We start from the raw sequence: 22719 nt of genomic DNA on the forward strand, positions 1-22719 counted from the left end.
GGGCGCCGCCGTGCGAGCACCCCGGTCGCTGAAGCGCGGCCACGCGATGCGCATAGGCGGGAACGAGCTGAGCGCTTGGCACGTCAGGCTGCGGACAACGCAGCAGCGCCGTCCAGCCCGGTGTGCACTGAAATCAACGCTTTCCCGGCGCCGGTTTCCACCTGCCCGGATAATCCGCTGCCCCGCCGTGAAGCCCGCACCGGAACGGTAGCCCCGGTAGTTTCCTTACGCCCCCGTGATGCCCAACGCACCGAACGACGACGCCGCGCAGCCAGCACTCGCCGCGACGTTTCCTTCGCCGGACTCAGCCAGAAGGTTGCCATTGCGGCCGCTGCCTCTGGCATGGTGCTCACGGTTGCGCTGCCCACCACCGCCGCAGTGGTGCCCGCTGAAGCGCAAACCGTGGCTGCTGCAGCTGAGCAGGAAGAACTGCAGCCAGTGCAGGCTGCCGCCGGTGCGGATGTCTCATTTGACCGCGCGGCACTGCACAGCACCTTCGATCCCGATGCGAAGCTTGCCGAGATCGTTTCCGCATCCGGTGGAGACATCGTGACTGCGGAGGCCAAGGGCTCTCTCTCAGCACCCTTGGACCGTATGGTGATGAGCTCCGCTTTCGGAGCCAGGATCAGCCCAATCACCGGTGCAGGGGAACTCCACACCGGACAGGACATGAGCGAAGCCTGCGGGACCTCTGTCTTGGCGGCTGCGGCCGGCACCGTCACGTTTGCAGGCTGGCACGCATACGGGGGCGGCAACCGTGTGGTGATCAAGCATGCCAACGGACTGGAAACCACCTACAACCACCTGTCGGCCATGGACGTGGCGGTGGGCCAGGTTGTGGAGCGTGGCGACGCGATAGCACGCGTGGGTTCCACAGGCGCCTCAACCGGATGCCACCTGCATTTTGAGGTCCTTGTCGACGGCAAAAACGTCGATCCGCTCGGCTGGCTCTGAGTCATTTTCCGCGCCGGTTGGCCGCGTCGTAATCATGAACACACCGTTCCGTGACCGGAATGTGACATAGCCAGAGAACTGATGTACCGTCTAACTCGTGCCGAATCGCAGGGGGTTCGGCGCACTCGTGCAGATCGCCTAGCTCTGCCACTGTACGAGTTCCGTTCGCAACAATCGCATGGCAGGGGCGGGGGAACCAATTGTGGGCTTCTTCTTGAAGTCCTTGGGGTTAAGTCGCTGGATCTGAGACGATCCGCGGCCGGGTGACTCCCATCCGAATCCGACAGCTCACCTCGCAGGCGTAGGGAGAGGCAATTCAACGTGTCAAATAGCTCTGCGCTGGGGCGCCATCGTGCGGTTCCGGCTCATACAAATTCGCTCGCAGCCATTTCCAGGGCTGTGTCTTCGAACGCAGGTTCCGTAGGACGCCAGGCAGCAGTCATCGTCGCTGCTTCCGGACTCGTCCTCACCGCAGGCCTTCCGGCTCATGGCGCTTCTGACGCCCAGCGCTCGGCCCAGGCAGTCAAGACCCTCAGTGCCGTGGCAGCTCAGCCGGTCAGCGTCAGCGCCGCCGCTGACGCAACCGTCACCTTCGAGCGAGCAGCCGTTGAAGCTGTAGCAGCTCCGGTCGTCGAGGCTGTTGAGCCCGCCCCAGCCGTCACAGTGCAGGCTGAAGCAGTAGTTCAGAATGAAGCAGCTGTGGCCGCTCCGGCCCCGGTCGTTGAGCCCGCCGTCGAGGTTGCGGCAGCTCCCCAGGCAGAGGTTGAGGTAAAGGCTCCCGCCGCTGAGGCTCCGGCTCCCGTCGAGGCGCCCACCTCCAGCGGAATCGGCGCAGCGCTCGTAGGCTCGGCCTACTCGCAGATCGGCGTTGCCCAGGATTGCACCGCCATGGTTGAGAAGGCGCTGCGCTCAATCGGCAAGTCGGTCGGGGACATCGCGCCGAGCGATTTCTTCGCTTTCGGCTCAGTCGTTTCCACTCCTGCACCCGGTGACCTCGTTGTCTCCGCAGGTCACGTTGCCATCTACGTAGGTAACGGCCAGGTCATCAGCGGTGGCCTGAACGGTATGAATACCGGGCTGCACAGCCTGTCCGATCTCGCTGGCTCTAGCTTCGTCCGCGTTAGCTAAGAACAGATACCTGGAGCACACACATGACCTCTAACACCCGTGCCATAGCGCGCCACCGCGCCGAAGTGCAGCGTTCAGCCCACCTCTCCTCCATTGCCCGCGCAGTCAGTGACAACGCCGGCGGTGTAGGTCGCCAGGCAGCCGTCATCGCGGCGGCTTCGGGCCTCGTTCTGTCCAGCGGAGTCGCGGCCAACGCTGTGGAGCTGCCCGCGGAGCGCAACACCGTCACCACCACGCTTGAGGTTCAGGGCGCCAAGGCCCCGATTCAGGCCCCGGCGGATGCCAAAATCTCCTTCAACAAGGCTGCCGTCAAGGCAGTGGCGGCGCCCACTGTGGCTGCCCCTGTTGTCGAGGCTGTACCTGTTGTGCAGCCGCAGGCCCAGATCATCGAAGCCGCTCCGGTGGCGGAGACAGCTACAGTCGCAGAAGCAGCACCCGCCGTCGTAGCGGAGGCCGCTGTCGCCATACAGGCAGCGGCTCCTGTTGCTGCACCGGCTGCTGTCGCCGAGAAGCCCGCGCCCGCAGCTCCCCAGGTCTCCTCGGGTGTAGCGGCCACCATTGCTGCCGCTGCGCAGGGTCAGCTCGGAGTAATCCAGGACTGCACCCGCCTCGCCAGCAACGCCCTTGCCGCTGCCGGCATCAACTTCCATGGATGGCCGGCCGGCTATCTCTCCCTCGGCCGCACGGTCAGCGCCGCGGAAGCTATTCCCGGCGATCTCATCTACTACGCTGACGGTGGCATGGGCGCAGCCCACATCGCTGTATACATCGGTGGAGGGCAGGCCGTTCACGGTGGTTTCAATGGCAACCAGACCGTTGTGGCACCTGCAGAACTCGGCTCCGGCGGTGTTTACATCCGCGTTGGCGGCTGATCTCCCTTACCCTCCCTCGACAAAGCCCTCTGCCTATCAGGCGGAGGGCTTTGTCGTGCGTGGCGATTGACGGATCCTCCCGGCAACGGCTTACTCTTGCACTGTCAATCCGAAGTACCTTCGCCGTAGCTTCAGGGACCTCAGGGATTCAATCCTGCGGCTATGGATGGCAAAGAGGAATGTGCATGCGCACTCTCGTTCTGAATGCTGGATACGAACCACTGGCGGTCGTGACCTTCCGCCGGGCGCTCGTGCTTGTTCTTACGGGCAAGGCCAGCGTCGTCGCAGAAGGGGAGGACCCGGTAGTGGGCCCCAACGAAGTGCTGTCGCGGCCATCAGTCATCCTCCTCAACAGGTATGTGAAGATCCCCTACCGTAGCGGCACCGTCGCGACCCGCCGTGGAGTGCTCCGGCGTGACAACCACCTGTGCGCCTACTGCGGCAAGCCTGCCTCGACCATTGATCACGTTGTTCCGCGATCGCGTGGGGGCGAGGACAGTTGGGAGAATCTGGTGGCCTGCTGCCTACGCTGCAACAACGCCAAGGGTGACAAGACACTGGCCTCGCTGGGTTGGTCCCTGCGAATTGTGCCTACGCCGCCCCGGGGGACGTTCTGGCAGATCCGGGAATTGGAAAAACCGCTGCCGCAGTGGTGCGAATTCCTGCCCGCTGACAACGCCGCGTGAGCAATACACGCGACGGCCGGGGCGCCGGTAGCATTGCCGCCGGTGTCGGTGGCGCCAGCGAGTTGATGTACGACGCCGTTGTGCTCACCGGAGGCAGGTCCTCAAGGCTCGGAGGGGTCCCCAAGTCAACCCTGATCGTCGATGGATTCTCCCTTCTGGAACGAACCTGCAGCGCTCTGAATGAAGCCCGGCGGCTTGTCGTTGTTGGCGGACCGGCGCCCGATCTGCCGCCCCGGGCGGAACTGGTACGGGAAGACCCGCCCTTCGGGGGGCCGGCAGCGGCGGTGAGCGCCGCCGTCGTACATCTGATGACCGATCCCGCGCCCTGGGTGCTTGTGCTTGCGTGCGACATGCCGCGGATCAGCGACGCACTGCCTGCACTCATGCGAGGCGCCGCTGAAACGGGCGCCTCGGTTCTGGCTCACGACGGCGGCAGGGACCAACCGCTTGCCGCACTGTACCGCTGGGCTGACCTGGCCACAGTGGAAAAGCAGGAAGTAAGGAATCTGTCTATGCGCGCGCTCCTTGCTAGGGTGACATGGAGTCCAGTCGAAGTTCCCGCGGGCTCAACCACTGACATTGATACGTGGTCCGATGCCCGGCAGTTCGGGGTGGAGGAGCCAGGCGCGGGCAGATAGCGGAAGGTTCACCATGGAGGATCGGGAACGCCTGCTCAGGCAGTGGAGCGAGAAGCTTCTGGAAACGTTTGAACTTGAGGGCATCGAGGTCGATGTCGATGCCGTTTTGGCGCTGGCCGGTCAGGCGGCGCACTCGGTTGTTCGACCCGCAGCGCCGCTCACCACGTTCATCGCCGGTTATGCAGCCGGAATGGCCGTCGGGATCGGGCAGGCAGACAGCGGAACGGCCATGCGGTCAGCGCTGCGGGCCGCCCATGCGGCGTGCCCGCCCGTCGCCGGGTCGGAAGACCGCCGATGAGCAGTGCAGGGCACGAGTTGAGCTGGCAGGAGGCCCGGCGGCTGGCGTATGAATCGGCATCTCCTAAGCCTGTACAGACCGTGAACCTCGCGGACGCTCTCGGCCAGACCCTTGCTGAACCTGTCGTGGCGCTGCAGCCCATCCCGCACTACGCGTCCTCGGCGATGGACGGTTGGGCGCTCAGCGGTGAGCCGCCGTGGATGCTGATCACACCCGTTCAGGAGGATGAGAGCCCCTGGCACCGGGCACACGAGCACAAGAAGTCCGGCTACGCCACGCTGGAACCCGGTCAGGCCACGTTCATCCTTACAGGCGGCGTGGTGCCCCGAGGGGCTACCGGAATTCTTCGTTCTGAGCACGGAGCCATCCGGGATGGCATGCTCACCCGCAATGACCGTGCCCGCCCCGACGAGCCGCTCGAGAACGAACATATCCGCCCGGCAGGTGAGGAAGCGGCAGAGGGAGCGCAGGCCATAGCTGCCGGTGCGGTGCTCAATCCCGCGCAGATCGCGCTGGCCGCAGTCTGCGGGTATGACACGCTTCCCGTTCTCCGTGCGCCACGGGTGTCCCTGCTGTTGACCGGTGATGAAGTGATCGAGGCAGGGTTGCCCGAGGCGGGCCAGGTTCGCGATACGTTCGGCCCGCAGTTGCCCGGCCTGCTCACCATGCTGGGCGGCCACGTGGATACGGTGGCCCGCGCGCGTGATGATCTGGACGACGTCGTTGCTGCCATCAGCGCCGAGGCCACAGATGAAGTCTCTCTCGCGAGGGCTTCCGGAGACGTCCTGATCAGCACCGGCGGCACCGGTTCCTCGGATGCGGACCACATCCGCCGCGCGCTGGCTGTGCTCGAGGCTGAGCTTCTCATCGACGGCATCGCCATGCGCCCCGGACACCCTACGCTCCTGGCACGGCTGCCGGACGGCCGATTCTTTGTGGGCCTGCCCGGCAACCCGCTCGCCGCGATGATGGCGCTGTTCACGGTGGGAGCACCGCTGTTGGCCGGTCTGCGGGGAGCCGCCTTCCCGGAGTCCCGCTCAGTTCTGGCAGGTGAGGCCTTCAAGCCGCTGGAAGGGCGCACTCGGCTGGTGCCGTACCGCCTGGAGAACGGACGCGCCATGCCCACAGTCCACCACCGTTCGGGCATGCTGCGCGGTCTGGCGGATGCCGACGGCGTCCTCGTTGTACCTGAACATGGTTGTGAGCCGGACGAAAAGGTACCGGCACTCACCCTGCCGTGGTTCAGCTAGCAGCTCCCTCGTTCAGCTGAAACGCGGCAGGGCGGTGCAGGTCAGACGGTAGCCGGCATGTTCTCCCGCGCGTTCTCCTCGCCGGTGCCGCCCGCCGGCCCGTCAGCTGCCGGCTCCAGCCGGATGATGACGCCCTTTGAGACCGGGGTGTTGCTGCCCTTCACGGTGTCGTCCAGCGGAACCAGGACGTTTGCCTCCGGGTAGTACGCCGCAGCACAGCCGCGTGCGGTGGGGTACGCAACCGCCCGGAACTTGCGCAGCGCGCGGTCCTTGCCGTCCAGGTACTCGCCGTGCACGTCCACAAGATCGCCGTCCTTGAAGCCGAGTTCTGCGAGATCCTCGGGATTCACAAAGACCACATGGCGGCCCTTCTTGATTCCGCGGTAGCGGTCGTTGTAGCCGTAGATGGTGGTGTTGAACTGGTCATGCGAGCGCATGGTCTGGAGGATCAAGCGGCCGGGCGGGCACTCCATCGGGTCCAGTTCGTTGACGGTGATCATCGCCTTGCCGCTGGGGGTATTGAACTTTCGCGAATCACGCGGCCCGTTGGCCAGCAGGAAGCCGTCCTTCTCGCGGATCCGCCGGTTGTAGTTCTCACACCCTGGAACCACGTGTGCAATGTGGTCCCGGATGCGGTCGTAGTCGTCCTCGAATCCCTGCCAGTCAGCGTCAATGCGGTCACCGATGGTGGCCTGTGCCAACCGGCTCACGATGGCAACCTCGGACAGCAGCCCCGGTGCCACCGGGTCTACCCTGCCTTCAGAGGAGTGCACGGCGCTGACAGTGTCCTCGACGGAGACGAACTGCGGGCCGGTTGCCTGGATGTCGATCTCGGTGCGGCCGAGCGTGGGAAGGATGAGCGCTTCTGCGTCCTCACTGATAACCGTGTGGGAGCGATTGAGCTTGGTGGAGATCTGCGCGTTCATCTCAAGGTTCTGCATGGCCGCTTCGGTGGCTGCGGTGTCCGACATCGCTGCGACGAAGTTGCCGCCGAGTGCGAGGAAGAACTTGATGTCGCCGTCGCGCATTCCCCTGACCGCCGCGACGGAGTCCACGCCGTGCTCGCGGGGTGGTTCAAACCGGAATTCCTTACCGAGCGCGTCCAGGAACGAGTCCGGCATCTGCTCCCAGATGCCCATGGTGCGGTCGCCCTGCACATTGGAGTGTCCGCGGATGGGAGAGGCGCCCGCGCCAGGCCGGCCCATGTTGCCGCGCAGCAGCAGCAGGTTGATCATTTCCTTGATGGTGCCGACGCCGTTCTTCTGCTGCGTGACGCCCATGGCCCAGGTAATGATGGTCCTCTTGGACCTGATGTAGCGGTCGGCCAGTTCGTCGATCTCTTCAGAACGCAGCCCCGTCGCCTCCAGCACGGTCTCCTCATCAAGACCCGACAGGTGTTCCCGTAGTTCGTCCAGCCCCTCACAGTATTCAGCGATGAATTCATGATCCAGCACCGTGCCGGGGTTCCTGTCCTCGGCCTCGAGCACCCGCTTGGACACCGCCTGAAGCAGCGCCATGTCGCCGCCGCTTCGGATCTGCAGGAACTGGTCGGCAAGATCGGTGCCGCGACCCACTACGCCCTTGGGCTTCTGGGGATTCTTGAACCGGCGCAGGCCGGCCTCGGGCAGCGGGTTGACTGCCACTATCTGGCCGCCGTTTTCCTTCTGCTTCTCCATGGCGCTCAACATCCGCGGATGGTTGGTCCCGGGATTCTGGCCGATGACGATCATCAGATCGCAGTTCAGGTAGTCGTTGTATGCGACGGTCGCTTTGCCGATCCCGATGGTCTGGCCCATGGCAACGCCGGATGACTCGTGGCACATGTTCGAGCAGTCCGGCATGTTGTTGGTGCCCAGTGCACGGATGAACAGCTGGTAGATGAATGCTGCCTCGTTGGACGCGCGCCCGCTCGTGTAGAACGCCGCTTCATCGGGGGAGGCGAGGCTCTTCAGCTTGTCCGAGATGATCGTGATCGCCCTGTCCCAGCTCACGGGCCGGTAGTGATCCTCACCGGCCGCCTTGTAGACGGGTTCCGTCAGCCGGCCCTGCATGCCGAGCCAGTACTCTGACCGTCCGCGCAGTTCGGTGATGGAATGCTCTGCCCAGAACTGGGAGGACACAGTGACCGGTGTGGCCTCCCACGTGACCGCCTTGGCGCCGTTCTCGCAGTATTCAAAGGTGCTGCGGTGATCCGACGGGTCCGGCCAGGCGCAGCTCATGCAGTCGAAGCCCTGCTTCTGGTTCATCCGGAGCAGGGTGCGGGCGCTTCGTTCGACACCCATATGCTTCAAAGCAGGCTGCATGGAGTGGTACACGCCGGGCAATCCGGCCGCCCATTCCTTGGGTGTACCGACATCGAGATCATTCTCGTCTGCTTCTTCGACGGGAGGGTTTGAGCGAGTCATCGCGCATCCTTTCTAGGCCGCTTCTCAGCGCTGAGTGGTCCTACCTGACCCATTGTCGCTCAGGAACATCGAATGTGGGATACACGCGGCGCCGGTCGCTGAAGGTTGAAGCGTCCATTAGGCTCAATCCAGGCCCAACCGAAAGGTGAATTGATGACGCGGGTGATGGACAGGCGGCGGATTACGCGCTACCGGCTGGACGGCACGGTCAGCCGGCGGGAGGACCGCCTGGCCGGTGAGGAACCCCTGGAGATCAGGCTGGGCGGACGCGCCTTCAGCGTCACCATGCGCACCCCGGGCGATGATTTCGATCTGGTCGCAGGTTTTCTCGTCTCCGAAGGCGTAGTTGCCGAGCCCGGTGAAATCCTCGCGCTTCGCTATTGCGCCGGGGTGGACGAGGAGGGCCGGCAGACCTTCAACGTGGTCGAGGCCCAGCTCCGCCCGGACGTAGCGCTGCCGGATACATCGATGGAACGCCATGTCTATACCTCCAGTTCCTGCGGCATCTGTGGAACAGCCTCCATTGACGCGGTCCGGAAGTCGGGCCGCTTCGACGTGCACGACGACGACGGCACCGTGGATCTGCCGGTCCTTGCCTCCCTGCCGGACCGGCTGCGGACCAGCCAGAAGCTTTTCGACCGTACGGGCGGCGTCCACGCGGCGGGACTGTTCTCCCGGGACGGCGAGCTCCTGTGCCTCCGTGAGGACGTGGGCAGGCACAACGCCGTGGACAAGGTGGTGGGCTGGGCACTGCGCTCGGATCTGCTGCCGCTGCGGGGAACAATTCTGCAGGTCTCTGGACGCGCCTCGTTCGAGCTGGTCCAGAAGGCGCACCTTGCCGGTATACCGATCCTCGCGGCCGTGAGCGCCCCGTCGTCGTTGGCTGCGGACCTGGCGGAGGAATCCGGGATCACGCTTGTCGGTTTCAGCCGGGGGCAGACACTGAACTGCTACACACACCCGCAGCGTATTGTCGCAGGCTCAAACCCGGAATAGGGGCACCGGGCCCGGAGTTGCACACCAGTATGGAACTTGGCATCTTCAGCTTCGGCGACATCCACCCGAACCCGGTAACCGGCGAACGGGTATCACCCGAACAACGGATGGCCGATCTGCTGGAGCGGGCACGGCTTGCCGATGAGGTGGGCCTGCACTACTTCGGTATCGGAGAACATCACCGGCCGGATTACGCGGTGTCCTCCGTAGTGCCGGTTCTGGCCGCCGCCGCCGCACAGACCCGGCAGATCCACGTGGGATCAGCGGTCACCGTACTCAGCACCGAGGATCCGGTGCGCGTCTTCCAGCAGTTCGCCACCCTCGACCTGCTCTCCGGCGGACGGGCGGAACTGACCGCCGGCCGCGGCTCCTTCATCGAGTCCTACCCGCTGTTCGGTGCTGCCCTCGAAGACTACGACGCACTCTATGAGGAAAAGATCGACCTTCTGCTGCGCCTCAACGCCGAGGAACGGTTGACCTGGTCCGGCCGTTTTCGGCCGCCGCTTCAGGATGCGCTGATCCTGCCGAGACCGGTCCGGGAGCAGTTGGACATTTGGATCGCAACCGGTGGGACGCCGTCGTCGTCGGTGCGTGCTGCACGGCTGGGCACATCGGTCATTTACGCGCTGCTGGGTGGTGCCGTCGACAATTTCGCGCAGCACGCCGCGCTCTACCGGGAACAGTTCAACGCGAGGGGGACAGCCGTGCCGCGGGTCGGCGTCAGCGGCGTCGGGTTGATCCTCCGTGACGGAGCCAAGGAGGCCTTCCGTCCGCACTGGCTCGACAGCATGACCCGTATTTCCGCGGAACGCGGCTTTCCCAAACCCAGCGGAGTCACTTACAACATGCAGGCGGCGCGTACGGGGGCGCTCTATGTCGGTACCCCTGAAGAAGTGGCGGAGAAGATTGTTCTCACGCACGCCGCCATGGGCCATGACCGGCACATCCTCCAGCTCGACTTCTCATCTGTGCCCCAGGCACAGGTTCTTGAGTCCATCGAACTGTTGGGTACACAGGTGCTGCCCCTCGTCAATGACGCCCTCGGCGTCCACCAACTCGAGGACGCCGTTTCCCGGACCGAAAGTGTCCGCAACGGGTCCTAAGCTTGAAGTTCACTAGCTGGAGGCACCCATGAGCATGGAAGGCGCGGCCTGGAGTTCCCTGTACCGGATCTCCTCCGCCAAGAACGGCAGCAACAAATTTTCCAGGGAAACGCTGAAGCGGATCCTGTCCTTTGCCGTGCCGTACCGGGTCAAGCTGGTGCTCTTCATCGCGCTGTCAGTGGTATCCGCGTTCCTGGCGGTTGCCACGCCGGTCCTTGCCGGGCAGGTTGTTAACGCGATCATCGCCGAAGCCGCGGTAGAGACCATCGTGTGGCTCGCCGTCGTGATTGCGATTGTGGCCGTAGCTGACACCGGCGTGGGACTGCTGACGCGCTGGTACTCGTCACGGATCGGCGAGGGAGTGATCCTCGATCTACGGACAGCGGTCTTTGACCACGTTCAGAAGATGCCCATCGCGTTCTTCACGCGTACCCGCACTGGTGCGTTGGTGAGCAGGCTCAACAATGACGTGATCGGCGCCCAACAGGCGTTCAGCGGCACGCTGTCCGGCGTGGTGAGTAATCTCGTGGCGCTGATTCTCACCCTGATCGTCATGCTGAGCACGTCCGTCCTGGTCACCGTGCTCGCAATCATCATGCTGCCCATCTTCCTGCTGCCGGCCCGCCGCATGGGCAGCAGGCTGGCGTCCCTTCGGCGCGAGGCCGCTGATTACAACTCGACCATGAGCACGCAGATGACTGAGCGGTTCTCCGCCCCCGGCGCCACGCTGGTCAAGCTCTTCGGGCGCCCTGATGAGGAGTCCGAAGAGTTTCGTGTCCGCGCTGCACGGGTCCGGGACATCGGTGTCCGGACGGCGATGCTGCAATTCGTGTTCTTCTCTGCGCTGATGCTTGTTTCTGCCCTCGCCCTTGCACTGGTGTACGGATTGGGCGGCAGCCTGGCGCTCGGCGGCGCGTTGGATACCGGTGAAGTCGTGACGCTGGCGCTGCTGCTCACCCGCCTTTACGCGCCGCTGACATCCCTCGCCAACGCGCGGGTGGAGATCATGAGCGCTCTGGTGAGCTTCGAGCGGGTCTTCGAGGTGCTCGACCTCGACCCACTCATCAAGGAGAAGCCGGACGCGCAGATGATTCCGGCTGGTCCGGTTGCAGTCGAGTTCGACGACGTCCGCTTCGCCTACCCGTCAGCGGACAAAGTCTCCCTCGCTTCGCTGGAGGAGGTCTCAACGCTGGACACCCGTGGCGGTGAGGAGGTGCTGCACGGTGTCAGCTTCCGCATTGAGCCCGGGCAGACCGTTGCACTGGTGGGTACCTCCGGTGCGGGTAAATCCACTATCGCCCAGTTGCTGGCCAGGCTGTATGACGTCGATTCCGGCTCTGTCCGGATTGGCGGGAAGGACGTCCGGGAAACCACGTTCGAGTCGCTGCGGCATACCCTTGGCATGGTGACCCAGGACGGCCACCTGTTCCACGAGACAATCGCCTCCAACCTGAGGTTGGCCCGCCCTGAAGCACGGGATGAGGAGCTCTGGGATGCGGTTCGCCGGGCACGGCTGGAGACCCTGATCCAGTCGCTTCCGGACCAACTGGACACCATGGTGGGTGAACGCGGTTACCGGCTTTCCGGTGGGGAGAGGCAACGCATGACCATTGCGCGTCTGCTGCTCGCCCAGCCGCGCGTTGTCATCCTGGATGAAGCCACAGCAGCCCTGGACTCGACGTCGGAAGCCGCCGTCCAGGCCGCACTCACTGAGGCGCTCGCCGGCCGTACGGCTCTGGTGATCGCCCATCGTTTGTCCACCATCCGGAGTGCGGACCAGATCCTGGTCATCGAGGACGGCCGCATCGCCGAGCGCGGCACGCACGAGGAACTGCTCGCCGCCGGCGGGCGGTATGACGAGCTGCACCGCACACAGTTCGCGGTGCAGAAGTCGGTCGCGCCGGACGAGCCTGCGGAAGCGCTGACCGGCTCCGGCGCCTGAAGCAATGTTTTGCTAGGACGCGGGATTCTTAGGGAGCGGCGCCGGATGGTGCAGCCTGACCGTCCAGCCGTGGCTCCCCGGGCTTCTCCGGAATGTGGAACCGAGGCAGTGTGAGGTTGACCAGCGGGCCCACAAAGAGGGCAAAGGCCACGGTGCCCACGCCGACCGTTCCGCCCAGAGCCCAGCCGATCGCGAGGACCGACACCTCGATGCCCGTCCGCACTGCCCAGATGGGCCAGCCCCAGCGTTTGTGCATGCCGGTCATCAGCCCGTCACGTGGCCCAGGCCCCATGCGCGCCCCAAGGTAGAGACCAGTGGCAACCGCGAGCAGAACCAGGCCGCCGGTAAACAGGAGAATCTGCACCCACAGGACCGTCTGCTGCGGGATGACGGCGAGGCCCACTTCAGCGCTCGGTCCTACGAGGAGGACGTTGAGTACTGTCCCCACTCCGGGCCTTTGGCGGATAGGGATCCAGAGCAGCAGTACGGCTAGACCAATCAGGTTCGTGGTCAGCCCGAAGGGTATGCCGCTCTGGACCGAAACGCCCTGACCCAGCACGTCCCAGGGGGACACTCCAATGCCGGCGCGGATCATCATGCCGATCGAGAACCCGTAAAGAAAGAGGCCAACGAGCAGCTGCACAATCCGACGCAGAAGGAGAAGGGACATGGTTCCAGTATCGGTTACGGTTACGGCTCAGATGAGCCGCTCAGCTGGGTGTACCCGGGATTGCTAGTCGATGCCGTAGTGCTCGCGGATATCGCTGAGCGAACGCATCACCGAGCCGAGGTCGCTCGGGGTGAGGTATTCGGAGCGATCCTGGGAGTAGACCATGTAGTTGAGCGTTGTTTCTTCATGCCGATCGGCACTCTCGACGAAGGCGCGCACCGTGTCATCGAGTATCCGATGCAGCTCGGCGGTATCACTTGTCGCTGTATCAATCTCGATGGAGGTGGAGTCGCCGGCACCGATCCTTGCCCACTCCACGCTGACGCGCTCAACGCCATCGATTGCGGAGATCGCCTCTCTATACGTGTCTGCCGGTGACGATGCACCACAGGCTGGGAGGAGCAGCAAAGCCAGCACAGCAAATAACGAGCTTATGCGTCTCATTGTTGTCGCCTTCCGACTGGAATCACGAAGGACTCTACCGCTGAGGTGTCGCCGGTGAGGAATCGCTGAGTAGAGGGTGACTGAGCGTACTGGAATGCGCGATTGGCGGGATCGTCTTCAGCCTCGCTGATGGAGTGTGCGTAGTTGTTGTAGTCGTGGTTGGCGGCCACGTCGCTCCAGCCGCTGCCGGGCGGGTCCGGAAGGGTGACCTGTTCACCGGATTGCTCCGGCACCGCACCATTGACGCTCGTACCTCCAAGATCGAGGCGCGGGACGACGTCGTTCTGATGCTGGAATGAAATGACATCAACGTTCGACGGCATGGCCGTCCCGTCAACCGGTGAGCCGAACGTCATCACGTTGGTGACGTTGTACCGCTCCAGGAACACAGGGTCCGAGGCTAGCGAGGCCGCGATCATTCCGCCCTGCGAATGTCCTGACAGCATCACCGGCGCGCCGGGTTCGATCCCCGCCCGTTCCATGGCCAACGCAACGGTCGCGGCCGCAGTCGACATTTGGCCCGAAGCGCTCACCAGATTGCCGGTCAAGTCAGCCGAGATCGCAGAAGTAACAGGATTCCATGACTGGGTTCCTGGAATGCTCAGGATGTAGGCGGGACCCTCGGCGTTTTCTACCCGCGTGATTCGGACAGCACCGTCAGCGGTGGATGGATTGCTCGCGTCACCGTATGCCTGGGCCGTGAGGAACGCCAGCGCAGCAAGATCTGTTGGCACCACGCTGTCCAGATGTTGTGAGGGCCCACGGTTCATGCCATCCCGGGACACGCTGACAGGAATCGGCTCTCCTGCCCAGGGCGTTCCATCGTCGAGCAGCAGTGGAGCCCACTGGCCGAACGTCCCGGCAGTGACAGCGAAATCGACGAGGCTGCTCCCCGCCAACGCGACCGACGCTGACAATTCCATGATCGATGGCGGACTTCCGGCCAGCATCTCATCGAACAGGCCGCCTGCATGGATGCCGCCATCGACAAGGTCGCGAAACGATTCCGCGATGTTGCCGTATCCCAGTTCCGCCTGGTTCCCGAACCACTCGGCTCCGTCTGCGGTGGTGTCGACAACCCAGTCCGCGCCGCCTGCGACCCACGCCAGTCCGTCGGTGATCCAGTTGCCGTTGTCGTCCCCGCTCGTTTCCCGGGTGCTGGAGGCGAGCGGCTGAGCGGCGGAAGGGGCAGGTGGACCTACTGCGCCGGTGGCACTCGTTCCTTCCTGGGCATCCGCATGACCCACAACCTCGAGGGCGGCCTGCCTCAACTGCTCAGCGATACCCAACAGTGTGGGGCGGTGCCTGCCGGCCCAGTCGGCGCGAAAGTAGTCCGCATCTCCGCCCTGCCAGCCGATGACCGAGAGCTTCCCGGAGACCTGCCGTCCGACCAGCTCGAAATGCGCCGCAGCATTCTCGAGGGAACGGGCAAGCTGACGAACCTGGCCCGGGTCCATCCCGAGGAGCTGGCTCATGCGCTCGCCGCTGCTCCCGCGACGAACTCATAGGCGCCTGCGAGGGCGAAGGTGATTTCGCGGGCCACATGACCGGCTCGCTGCGGAGTCAGGAGCAGAGCGCCGTCTGTGGTGCGCACCGAATAGAGCGTGCTCTCGCTGACTGACCATCGGCCCGCCCAGACCTGCCGGCTCTGCCCGGCCCGCGTGGTCATCGCTGCGCTCAGGATCGCTTCTTCCGGAACGACGGCGGCCGCTTCCGAAGGCGTGAGCGGCATGTGGACGACGGTGTCACCGGAATCGGTCCGGGCATGCACCGCATCAGCTCGAAGTTCGGGGAGCGGCGGAAGGACGCGGCTGATTGCGCCCCAGATGTTTTCCGCGTCGAAGAGAGCTACCTCAAGGGACGGTTCGTGGCCCCGTGCACGGATGCTGCCGTCGTTGTCTGTTTCCACGGTGCTGCGGCGGTGAACGCACACACCGCGGTCTGCGGTGAGCGTGAGGTCACTGTTGGCTCCCACGCTGTTGTAGGCAGCCGACAGGCGAAGAAGGATCGCGGGCGAGAGGAATTCCTGCAGAGCCGTATGCCAGCGTGATGACAATTCGGTGCCGGTTGCCAATCCGAGGGAGTTCAGTTCCGCCCACCCGGCATCCGGCGCAGGCGCAGTCGAAGGATCGGTATGGCCTGAGTGTGCTGTCGAAGCTGAGCTCAGTGCGAGCGACCAGGCGGCCGGTGATAGACGGACGACGTGAGACGGTGGTGGCACAGTTGAAAGATTCCCCATCCCGTCAAGCTAGTGCAGGCGGGGATTCTCTGCCATGGGCAGGTGTACCCATGTGGACAACGGTTGTGCCCCTGGCCGGAATCGAACCGACGACCTTCCCTTTAGGAGAGGGACGCTCTATCCTACTGAGCTACAGAGGCGGGTGCGCCACCGCACCGGGCGGTGCGCAGGCGGTACCAGCTTACAGTCTTCCTAACTCCGTGACCGCATCCTCCGCGGCAGCAGCACCGCGGTCAAACCGGCCGCGCAGCTCAACGCGAACAGCACCCACCGGGCGATGGTGAGTACGGACGCCAGGGCGACCGAACCGGCGTCGGGCCCGGAAAGAATGGAGTCGATCGCGACGTTCTCCCAGAGGTCCACCACAACGAAGAGCAGCACCGGGCTCCACAGCAGCCAGCGAAGCCATCGCCGTGAAACGTTGAGCTGAACCAGCAGGAGCCAGGCCAGTCCAAAAAGCAGCGGGAAGAGCGTGCCGGCCGTCTTGTGCACGTAGCTCAGCTGCCCGAGAGCCGCAGAGTCCATGACGGCACGCAGCTGGTCGATATAGGCGGCATCATATCCGCCGAAGAGCATGTCCGGCATGCTCAGCCCACCGGAGAGCTGGGTCATCTGGGAGAGCGTCAGAAGATGGAAGTACCAGAACAGGAAGAGAGCCGCAGCCACCGCCGGAATGAGTATCAGGTTGCCGTTATGGCGAGGTGGGAGGGGCTGCTCGCCCGGGTTCGCCGGTAGGCCAGCCGCGGCCGGCCCGTGCTTGCGTGCAATCTGTGCCCTCGTTTTGCCCATGCCACAATGCTAGACCGTTACCATGCAGCAACAGTTCCTGAAAATCCACCCTGTATTTGATCTCATTTCGATAAAGATGGCCGGTGATAGCTGCCTGTGATTGCAATCACAACCGTTATTGGGGTTTGTTTAATGGATGGCTATAAACCAAGTACTACCCATGTCTAGCGTTGCGGATCAGGTGGGATGGCTCGCAGCCATCGAGGACGCCATCGATGCCGTCTTCGAACCTGTCGCAACGTGGTTCGCCGCGATTGTCTTCGTCCCAATCACCATTGGCGAGGTCAGTTTCCCGGTAGTGGTCGCGTGGCTCATCGCTGCGGCCGTCATCTTCACTATCTACTTCGGCTTCATCCAGTTCCGAGGATTAAAGGTCTCCTACGAGGTGATCCGCGGACGCTACTCGTCCAAGGATGATCCCGGTGAGGTCCCACACTTCCAGGCACTGACGTCGGCATTGTCCGGGACGGTCGGGCTTGGAAACATTGCCGGTGTCGGCGCAGCAATGGCGCTGGGCGGACCCGGTGCCACCTTCTGGATGATTCTGGCCGGCCTCCTCGGAATGTGCACCAAGTTCGCTGAGTGCACGCTCGGTGTGAAGTACCGCGAGGTCCATCCGGACGGCACCGTCTCCGGCGGGCCGTTCAAGTACCTGCCGGTTGCCTTCAAGAAGTTCGGCAAATGGCCCGCCAAGATCCTCACCGGTATCTTCGCGGTTGCGATCCTGATCTTCGGTGTTGCAGGCGGCAACATGTTCCAGGCCAACCAGACCTTCGCCCAGGCGCAGGAAGTCACCGGCGGTGCTGACGGATTCCTCGGCAGCCCGGGTGCAGCCCTGATCTTCGGCATTATCCTTGCGGCGCTTGTCGGCGCTGTCATCCTCGGCGGGATCAAGTCCATCGGCGCCACCACCAGCAGGCTCGTACCGGCGATGGGCATCATCTACGTCCTTGCCTGCCTGTTCGTCATCATCGTGAACATCGGTCAGGTTCCAGCCGCATTCGGTGCCATCATCGAAGGCGCCTTCAACCCGCAGGGCCTGGCCGGCGGCATCGTCGGCGTCATGATCGTCGGCTTCCAGCGTGCTGCCTTCTCCAATGAGGCCGGTCTGGGTTCCGCTCCTATCGCCCACTCGGCAGTCAAGACCCGCCGTCCAGTGAGCGAGGGTTTCGTGGCGATGTTCGAGCCGCTCGTCGACACTGTGGTCATCTGCACCATGACGGCCCTGACCATCGTCATTGCCGGGGCACCCAGCCTGCAGGCAGGAATTGATCAGGTCCAGGCAGGTGAAGGCACTCCCGACGGCGTCATCCTCACCTCGGACGCTTTCGCCACCGTCATTGACTGGTTCCCGATTGTCCTGGCCGTGGCGGTCGCGCTCTTCGCGTTCTCCACACTGATCACGTGGTCCTACTACGGTCTGAAGGCCTGGGAGTACCTCTTCGGCCGCGGCAAGACCTCGGAGGTCCTGTACAAGGTCATCTTCCTGTTCTTCACGGTGACCGGTACGGTTCTCACCTTCGGCCAGGTTCTCAGCTTCGCCGACTCGGCGTTGTTCGTCTGTGCGTTCGTGAACCTGCTCGGCGTGTACATGCTCCTGCCGGTGATCAAGCGCGAAATGAAGGAATACCTCGCGGACCGCAAGAGCGGCAAGCTCCTCGACCTCGGCATCGAGCCTGAGGACCGCGAAGCCGCCACCAAGTAACCACACCTATCCGTCCACAATGTGCCCGCCGGGTCCCCGACCCGGCGGGCACAGCCATGCCTGGACCAGCAGCGGACAGGTTCTGTCCGTGCCAGCGCCTAGACTTAAAGGCACCATGGACTTGCTTTTTGACCCGCACCTCAGCACACCTGCCGCAGGAAGGCGCGGCGCGCCGTCGTCGTCCTCCTCTGATCCGGCGGAGCATCCGCGACGCGGCGGGCACGTCGATGAAGCGCGTGCCCGCGAACTGCTCGAGGGTATGAACCCGCAACAGGAGGAGGCGGTGAAGCACAGCGGTTCACCCCTGCTGATCGTTGCTGGAGCCGGCTCCGGAAAGACCCGCGTGCTCAGTCACCGGATCGCGTTCCTGATGGCCACGGGCAGGTCCCATGCCGGTCAGATCCTCGCCATCACGTTCACCAACAAGGCTGCTGCGGAGATGCGTGAGCGCATCGAAGGGCTGGTGGGTGAGGTTGCCAAGCGCATGTGGATCTCAACGTTCCACTCCTCATGCGTGCGGATCCTGCGCCGCGAGGCAGCGTCCATCGGCTTGAACTCGAACTTCTCCATCTATGATTCGGCGGACACCCTTCGCCTCATCACCCTGGTGGCCAAGGGACTGGACCTCGATCCCAAGCGTTTCGCACCGAAGGCGATTCAGCACAAGATCTCTGCTTTGAAGAACGAGCTGATCGACGAGGAAGAGTACGCCTCCACCGCCAACTCTTCCGATCCGTTTGAGCAGGCTGTTGCTGAGGTCTACAAGGGGTATGCCCAGCGGCTTCGCCAGGCCAACGCCATGGACTTCGATGACCTGATCGCTCAGACGGTCTACATGTTCAGGGCCTTCCCCGGGGTGGCTGATTACTATCGCAGGCGGTTCCGCCACGTGCTCGTGGATGAATACCAGGACACCAACCACGCCCAGTATGCGTTGGTCCGCGAGATTGTGGGAGTCGCGGGGGAGAACGTCGAGGAGCCTGCCGAGCTGACGGTGGTGGGCGATTCCGACCAGTCCATCTATGCCTTCCGTGGCGCGGATGTGCGGAACATCGTGGAGTTCGAGAAGGACTACCCGAACGCGCGTACCATCCTGCTGGAGCAGAACTACCGTTCCACGCAGAACATTCTCAATGCGGCCAACGCAGTCATCTCCCGCAACCCGAACCGGCCGGCGAAACGGCTCTGGACGGCCGAGGGCAGCGGCGAGAAGATCATCGGCTATGTCGGTGAAAATGAACACGAGGAAGCACGCTTCATAGCGGACGAGATCGACCGGCTCCAGGACGAGGAAAACCTGCGTCCCGGAGACGTCGCTGTGTTCTACCGGACCAACGCGCAGTCCCGCTCCATCGAGGAAATCCTGATGCGGGTAGGCCTGCCCTACAAAGTGGTTGGCGGCACCCGCTTCTACGAGCGCAAGGAGATCAAGGACGCGCTGGCCTACCTGCGTGTGCTGGCCAACCAGGACGACGTCGTCAACCTCCGCCGCATCCTCAACGAACCGAAGCGCGGCATCGGAGACCGGGCGGAATACGCCATTGCCGCGCTCGCCGAACGCGACCGCACAAGTTTCATGGAAGCCCTTCGGCGGGCGGATGAGGCTCCGGGCATGGCAACGCGCTCGGTTAACGCCGTTGCGTCATTCGTGAAGCTCATCGATGACCTGGCAGAGGTCGCCTCGGGATCGGGTGCTTCGGCGGCTCTGGAAGCGGTCCTTGAGCAGACGGGGTACCTCGCGCAATTGCGAACGAGCACGGATCCACAGGACGAGTCCCGGGTGGAGAACCTTGCCGAGCTTGTTGCGGTGGTCCGTGAATACGAGACCGGCAACCCGGAGGGGACCCTGGGCGATTTCCTTGAGCAGGTGTCGCTGGTGGCGGATGCGGACCAGATTCCCGATGCACCGGCCGGTGCCGGGGAGGACGTGGAGAAGGCGGTGGAGGAAGCCCGGCGGCAGGGCGTCGTGACCCTGATGACGTTGCACACCGCCAAGGGACTCGAATTCCCGGTGGTTTTCCTGACCGGAATGGAACAGGGAATTTTCCCGCACCAGCGTTCCGCGACAGACCCGAAGGAACTTGCGGAGGAGCGCCGGCTCGCCTACGTAGGTCTCACCCGGGCGAGGAAGCGGCTGTATATCACGCGCTCGGAAGTCCGGAGCCTGTGGGGGCAGAGTCAGTACAACCCGGCGAGCCAGTTCGTCGGCGAGGTTCCGGAGGAACTGATCCACTGGAAGCGGGAGGGCACTGCGAAGCCGGCATGGACCGGTGGCCAGAGCATCAACGGTCCACGGTTCAGCGGCTCCTACTGGGGTGCGGGCGCAGCCTCTGGTAGCGAGTCCGGTCGCGGGCTGCCCGGAAAGGCGGCCGGCAGGGTGCAGCCCCAGAAGGAGGTTGTCGCCGTCTCTGCTGGAGACAAGGTTAATCACACGACCTTCGGCAACGGCACCGTCCTTGCGGTGGAAGGCGGCGGAGACAAAATGGTGGCCAAGGTGCGGTTCGACATCGGGGAGAAGCGACTGCTGCTCCGGTACGCTCCGCTGACCAAGGTCGGGTAGCACAGGCGGTGAAGCTGGCCGGAGGGGGAGTGCAGCGGCGCGCCCGGGCGCGTGCCGCCGTCGTCGGTTTGGTGTTCCTCGGCAGCGCGCTTCTGAGCGGGTGCGTGGAAGTGCCGGTCAGAGATCCGGCACCGGATTCCGTGCCCGAGCTGGCCCCGCAGCAGGAACTTGCCGCCATGCCGGAACTGCCGGCGTCTGAACTTCAGACCTTCGGCGGGGACACTGCAGCTTTCCTCACCGAGAACCGGAATGCCTACTGCGTCATCGCCACAGAGCAGGGCGGCATCATCGACTCACCCGTGGATCCTCGGCTTTCCGGGGGCGAGCGGGATGACGCCGTGCTGGAGGTGCCCGCCGTGTACTGCGAACTGGCACGCTATCCGGAACCTGCTGAGGTCGCCGACGACTGTCACGGCACCAACCTCGGGTTCAAGGGCGGGACCGTTCTGCTCACGACTTCGGGAGTTGCGTACGGCGGATGCCGGGTTGGCATGACCCTGATGGAGGCGGAGCTGGGTCCGGGTTCAGACGGTGGAGAGAGCCCGCTCGCACGCCTGCCGGTTCTTGAGGACGGCTTGGCCGTTGAGCTGAACGGTTTCCGCTGCGGCAGCGCGGGCCGGGGCATGGTGTGTGTCGAGTCAGAAACCGGCCACGGCTTCACCGCGTCGGCGGATGCGTTCGAGATCATTGCACCCGACGAGGGCGCTGAACGGTAACCGAAAGGGTTACTTTTCTACAACTCATAGAACTGTGTGCTTACTCACGAAACCGCTAGTCTGTAAAAGGCGCTCCGAGCCAAGGGACTAGAGTTCCCTGTGTAAACCTACTTCGACGCAGAAGGACACTAGATAAGTGGACCTGTTTGAATATCAGGCGCGCGATCTATTTGAGGCTCACGGCGTTCCCGTGCTGGCCGGCATCGTGGCGCAGACCCCCGAAGAAGCAAAAGCAGCAGCTGAGAAAATTGGCGGCGTCGTAGTCGTCAAGGCGCAGGTCAAGGTTGGCGGCCGCGGAAAGGCGGGCGGCGTCAAGGTCGCCAAGACGCCGGATGAGGCTTACGAGTACGCATCCGCGATCCTCGGCATGGATATCAAGGGCCACACAGTCCACAAGGTGATGATCGCCCAGGGTGCAGACATCGCTGAAGAGTATTACTTCTCCGTGCTGTTGGACCGGGCAAACCGGAACTACCTTGCCATGTGCTCCGTTGAGGGCGGCGTGGAAATCGAGCAGCTCGCCGTTGAGCGGCCCGAAGCGCTGGCGCGGATCGCCATTGATCCGGGCACCGGTATTGACCGCGCGAAGGCCGATGAGATCATCGATGCCGCCGGGTTTGCACCCGAGCTCCGGGAAGGCGTGGCGAACACCATCCTGAAACTGTGGGATGTCTTCACCAAGGAAGATGCCACCCTGGTTGAGGTGAACCCGCTGGTGAAGACCGGATCGGGTGAAATCCTTGCCCTGGACGGCAAGGTCACCCTCGATGAGAACGCTGACTTCCGCCAGAAGGGTCACGCTGAGCTCGAGGACAAGGACTCCACCGATCCGCTGGAGGCCAAGGCCAAGGAAAATGACCTCAACTACGTCAAGCTCGACGGCGAGGTCGGCATCATCGGTAACGGAGCCGGGCTGGTGATGTCCACGCTGGACGTCGTTGCCTACGCAGGCGAGGCCCACGGTAACGTCAAGCCCGCCAACTTCCTGGATATCGGCGGTGGAGCCTCTGCCGAGGTCATGGCTGCAGGTCTGGACGTCATCCTGAATGACGAGCAGGTTAAAAGCGTGTTCGTGAACGTCTTCGGCGGCATCACCGCGTGTGACGCCGTGGCCAACGGCATCGTTAAGGCGCTGGAAATCCTTGGCGACAAGGAGAACAAGCCACTCGTGGTGCGCCTCGACGGCAACAACGTCGAAGAAGGCCGCCGTATCCTCGCCGAGGCAAACCACCCGATGGTCACTCTCGCCGACACCATGGACGAAGGCGCAGACAAGGCCGCCGAGCTGGCTCACGCCGCTCGCTGACCGGTCGCGACTCCAGGA

At 63.8% G+C, this 22719-nt stretch carries 20 protein-coding genes, 1 tRNA gene and 1 riboswitch; of the genes, 14 read left to right on the forward strand and 7 right to left on the reverse strand.

Going from position 1 to position 22719, the window contains the following annotated elements:
- Positions 1–75 precede the first annotated feature (75 nt).
- From AC1MBU_RS05050 to AC1MBU_RS05080, 7 genes are all read left to right on the forward strand, one after another.
- Positions 76–954, forward strand: coding sequence for a M23 family metallopeptidase (locus tag AC1MBU_RS05050; RefSeq protein WP_479789047.1), 879 nt, complete (start codon positions 76–78; stop codon positions 952–954).
- Positions 955–1110: 156 nt separating this feature from the next.
- Positions 1111–1270: riboswitch (cyclic di-AMP (ydaO/yuaA leader) on the forward strand.
- Positions 1271–1275: 5 nt separating this feature from the next.
- Positions 1276–2082 (forward strand): NlpC/P60 family protein, encoded by an 807-nt coding sequence (locus AC1MBU_RS05055; RefSeq protein WP_471672893.1) that lies wholly within the window; start codon positions 1276–1278, stop codon positions 2080–2082.
- A 23-nt stretch (positions 2083–2105) separates the two neighbouring features.
- On the forward strand, positions 2106–2954 hold the full coding sequence (locus tag AC1MBU_RS05060) for an NlpC/P60 family protein (RefSeq protein ID WP_471672894.1): 849 nt from the start codon (positions 2106–2108) through the stop codon (positions 2952–2954).
- Between the two features lie 185 nt (positions 2955–3139).
- Positions 3140–3640 (forward strand): HNH endonuclease, encoded by a 501-nt coding sequence (locus AC1MBU_RS05065; protein WP_479789050.1) that lies wholly within the window; start codon positions 3140–3142, stop codon positions 3638–3640.
- Positions 3637–4278: a molybdenum cofactor guanylyltransferase gene (gene mobA, locus AC1MBU_RS05070; RefSeq protein ID WP_277358939.1), complete on the forward strand. Its 642-nt coding sequence runs from the start codon at positions 3637–3639 to the stop codon at positions 4276–4278. Before AC1MBU_RS05065 ends, mobA begins: the two co-directional genes overlap by 4 nt.
- 13 nt (positions 4279–4291) lie before the next feature.
- Positions 4292–4576, forward strand: coding sequence for a DUF6457 domain-containing protein (locus tag AC1MBU_RS05075; protein ID WP_346028709.1), 285 nt, complete (start codon positions 4292–4294; stop codon positions 4574–4576).
- Positions 4573–5826 (forward strand): molybdopterin molybdotransferase MoeA, encoded by a 1254-nt coding sequence (locus AC1MBU_RS05080; protein ID WP_277358941.1) that lies wholly within the window; start codon positions 4573–4575, stop codon positions 5824–5826. Before AC1MBU_RS05075 ends, AC1MBU_RS05080 begins: the two co-directional genes overlap by 4 nt.
- A gap of 41 nt (positions 5827–5867) precedes the next feature.
- Here AC1MBU_RS05080 and AC1MBU_RS05085 read toward each other — a convergent pair whose 3' ends face one another.
- Positions 5868–8231 (reverse strand): FdhF/YdeP family oxidoreductase, encoded by a 2364-nt coding sequence (locus tag AC1MBU_RS05085; protein ID WP_479789053.1) that lies wholly within the window; start codon positions 8229–8231, stop codon positions 5868–5870.
- A gap of 153 nt (positions 8232–8384) precedes the next feature.
- Between AC1MBU_RS05085 and fdhD the strand changes: the two genes are divergently transcribed.
- The 3 genes from fdhD to AC1MBU_RS05100 are packed head-to-tail and all read left to right on the forward strand — an operon-like array spanning position 8385 to position 12272.
- Complete coding sequence (fdhD, locus tag AC1MBU_RS05090) at positions 8385–9227, forward strand: formate dehydrogenase accessory sulfurtransferase FdhD (RefSeq protein WP_056550040.1); 843 nt, start codon at positions 8385–8387, stop codon at positions 9225–9227.
- A 29-nt stretch (positions 9228–9256) separates the two neighbouring features.
- Complete coding sequence (locus AC1MBU_RS05095) at positions 9257–10330, forward strand: LLM class flavin-dependent oxidoreductase (protein ID WP_471672897.1); 1074 nt, start codon at positions 9257–9259, stop codon at positions 10328–10330.
- A 28-nt stretch (positions 10331–10358) separates the two neighbouring features.
- A complete protein-coding gene (locus AC1MBU_RS05100; protein WP_346028706.1) occupies positions 10359–12272 on the forward strand; it encodes an ABC transporter ATP-binding protein in 1914 nt (637 codons plus the stop codon).
- Positions 12273–12300: 28 nt separating this feature from the next.
- Here AC1MBU_RS05100 and yczE read toward each other — a convergent pair whose 3' ends face one another.
- The 6 genes from yczE to AC1MBU_RS05130 form a co-directional block, all read right to left on the reverse strand.
- Positions 12301–12942: a membrane protein YczE gene (gene yczE / locus AC1MBU_RS05105; protein ID WP_056550049.1), complete on the reverse strand. Its 642-nt coding sequence runs from the start codon at positions 12940–12942 to the stop codon at positions 12301–12303.
- 63 nt (positions 12943–13005) lie between these two features.
- Complete coding sequence (locus AC1MBU_RS05110) at positions 13006–13386, reverse strand: hypothetical protein (RefSeq protein ID WP_277358946.1); 381 nt, start codon at positions 13384–13386, stop codon at positions 13006–13008.
- Positions 13383–14861 carry a PGAP1-like alpha/beta domain-containing protein gene (locus AC1MBU_RS05115; protein ID WP_346028705.1) on the reverse strand — a complete coding sequence of 493 codons (1479 nt, stop codon included), beginning with the start codon at positions 14859–14861 and terminating at the stop codon, positions 13383–13385. The genes AC1MBU_RS05110 and AC1MBU_RS05115 overlap by 4 nt, the downstream gene beginning before the upstream one ends.
- Complete coding sequence (locus tag AC1MBU_RS05120) at positions 14858–15607, reverse strand: hypothetical protein (protein ID WP_346028704.1); 750 nt, start codon at positions 15605–15607, stop codon at positions 14858–14860. Before AC1MBU_RS05120 ends, AC1MBU_RS05115 begins: the two co-directional genes overlap by 4 nt.
- Before the next feature lie 84 nt (positions 15608–15691).
- Positions 15692–15765: transfer RNA gene (locus tag AC1MBU_RS05125), tRNA-Arg, on the reverse strand.
- A gap of 52 nt (positions 15766–15817) precedes the next feature.
- A complete protein-coding gene (locus AC1MBU_RS05130; RefSeq protein WP_479789060.1) occupies positions 15818–16414 on the reverse strand; it encodes a hypothetical protein in 597 nt (198 codons plus the stop codon).
- Positions 16415–16574: 160 nt separating this feature from the next.
- Here AC1MBU_RS05130 and AC1MBU_RS05135 point away from each other — a divergent pair, with 160 nt between their 5' ends.
- The 4 genes from AC1MBU_RS05135 to sucC all read left to right on the forward strand — a co-directional run bounded on the left by AC1MBU_RS05135 (position 16575) and on the right by sucC (position 22701).
- Positions 16575–18119, forward strand: a complete 1545-nt coding sequence (locus AC1MBU_RS05135) for an alanine/glycine:cation symporter family protein (RefSeq protein ID WP_277358950.1) — start codon at positions 16575–16577, stop codon at positions 18117–18119.
- A 115-nt stretch (positions 18120–18234) separates the two neighbouring features.
- The gene (gene pcrA, locus AC1MBU_RS05140; RefSeq protein ID WP_479789063.1) at positions 18235–20679 is read left to right on the forward strand and encodes a DNA helicase PcrA; all 2445 of its coding nucleotides are present in this window, start codon (positions 18235–18237) and stop codon (positions 20677–20679) included.
- A gap of 8 nt (positions 20680–20687) precedes the next feature.
- Complete coding sequence (locus tag AC1MBU_RS05145; RefSeq protein WP_479789065.1) at positions 20688–21395, forward strand: hypothetical protein; 708 nt, start codon at positions 20688–20690, stop codon at positions 21393–21395.
- A gap of 136 nt (positions 21396–21531) precedes the next feature.
- Positions 21532–22701, forward strand: coding sequence for an ADP-forming succinate--CoA ligase subunit beta (gene sucC, locus AC1MBU_RS05150; RefSeq protein WP_346028700.1), 1170 nt, complete (start codon positions 21532–21534; stop codon positions 22699–22701).
- Positions 22702–22719: the final 18 nt, after the last annotated feature.

The sequence above is a fragment of the Arthrobacter sp. PTI12 genome (assembly GCF_056679915.1).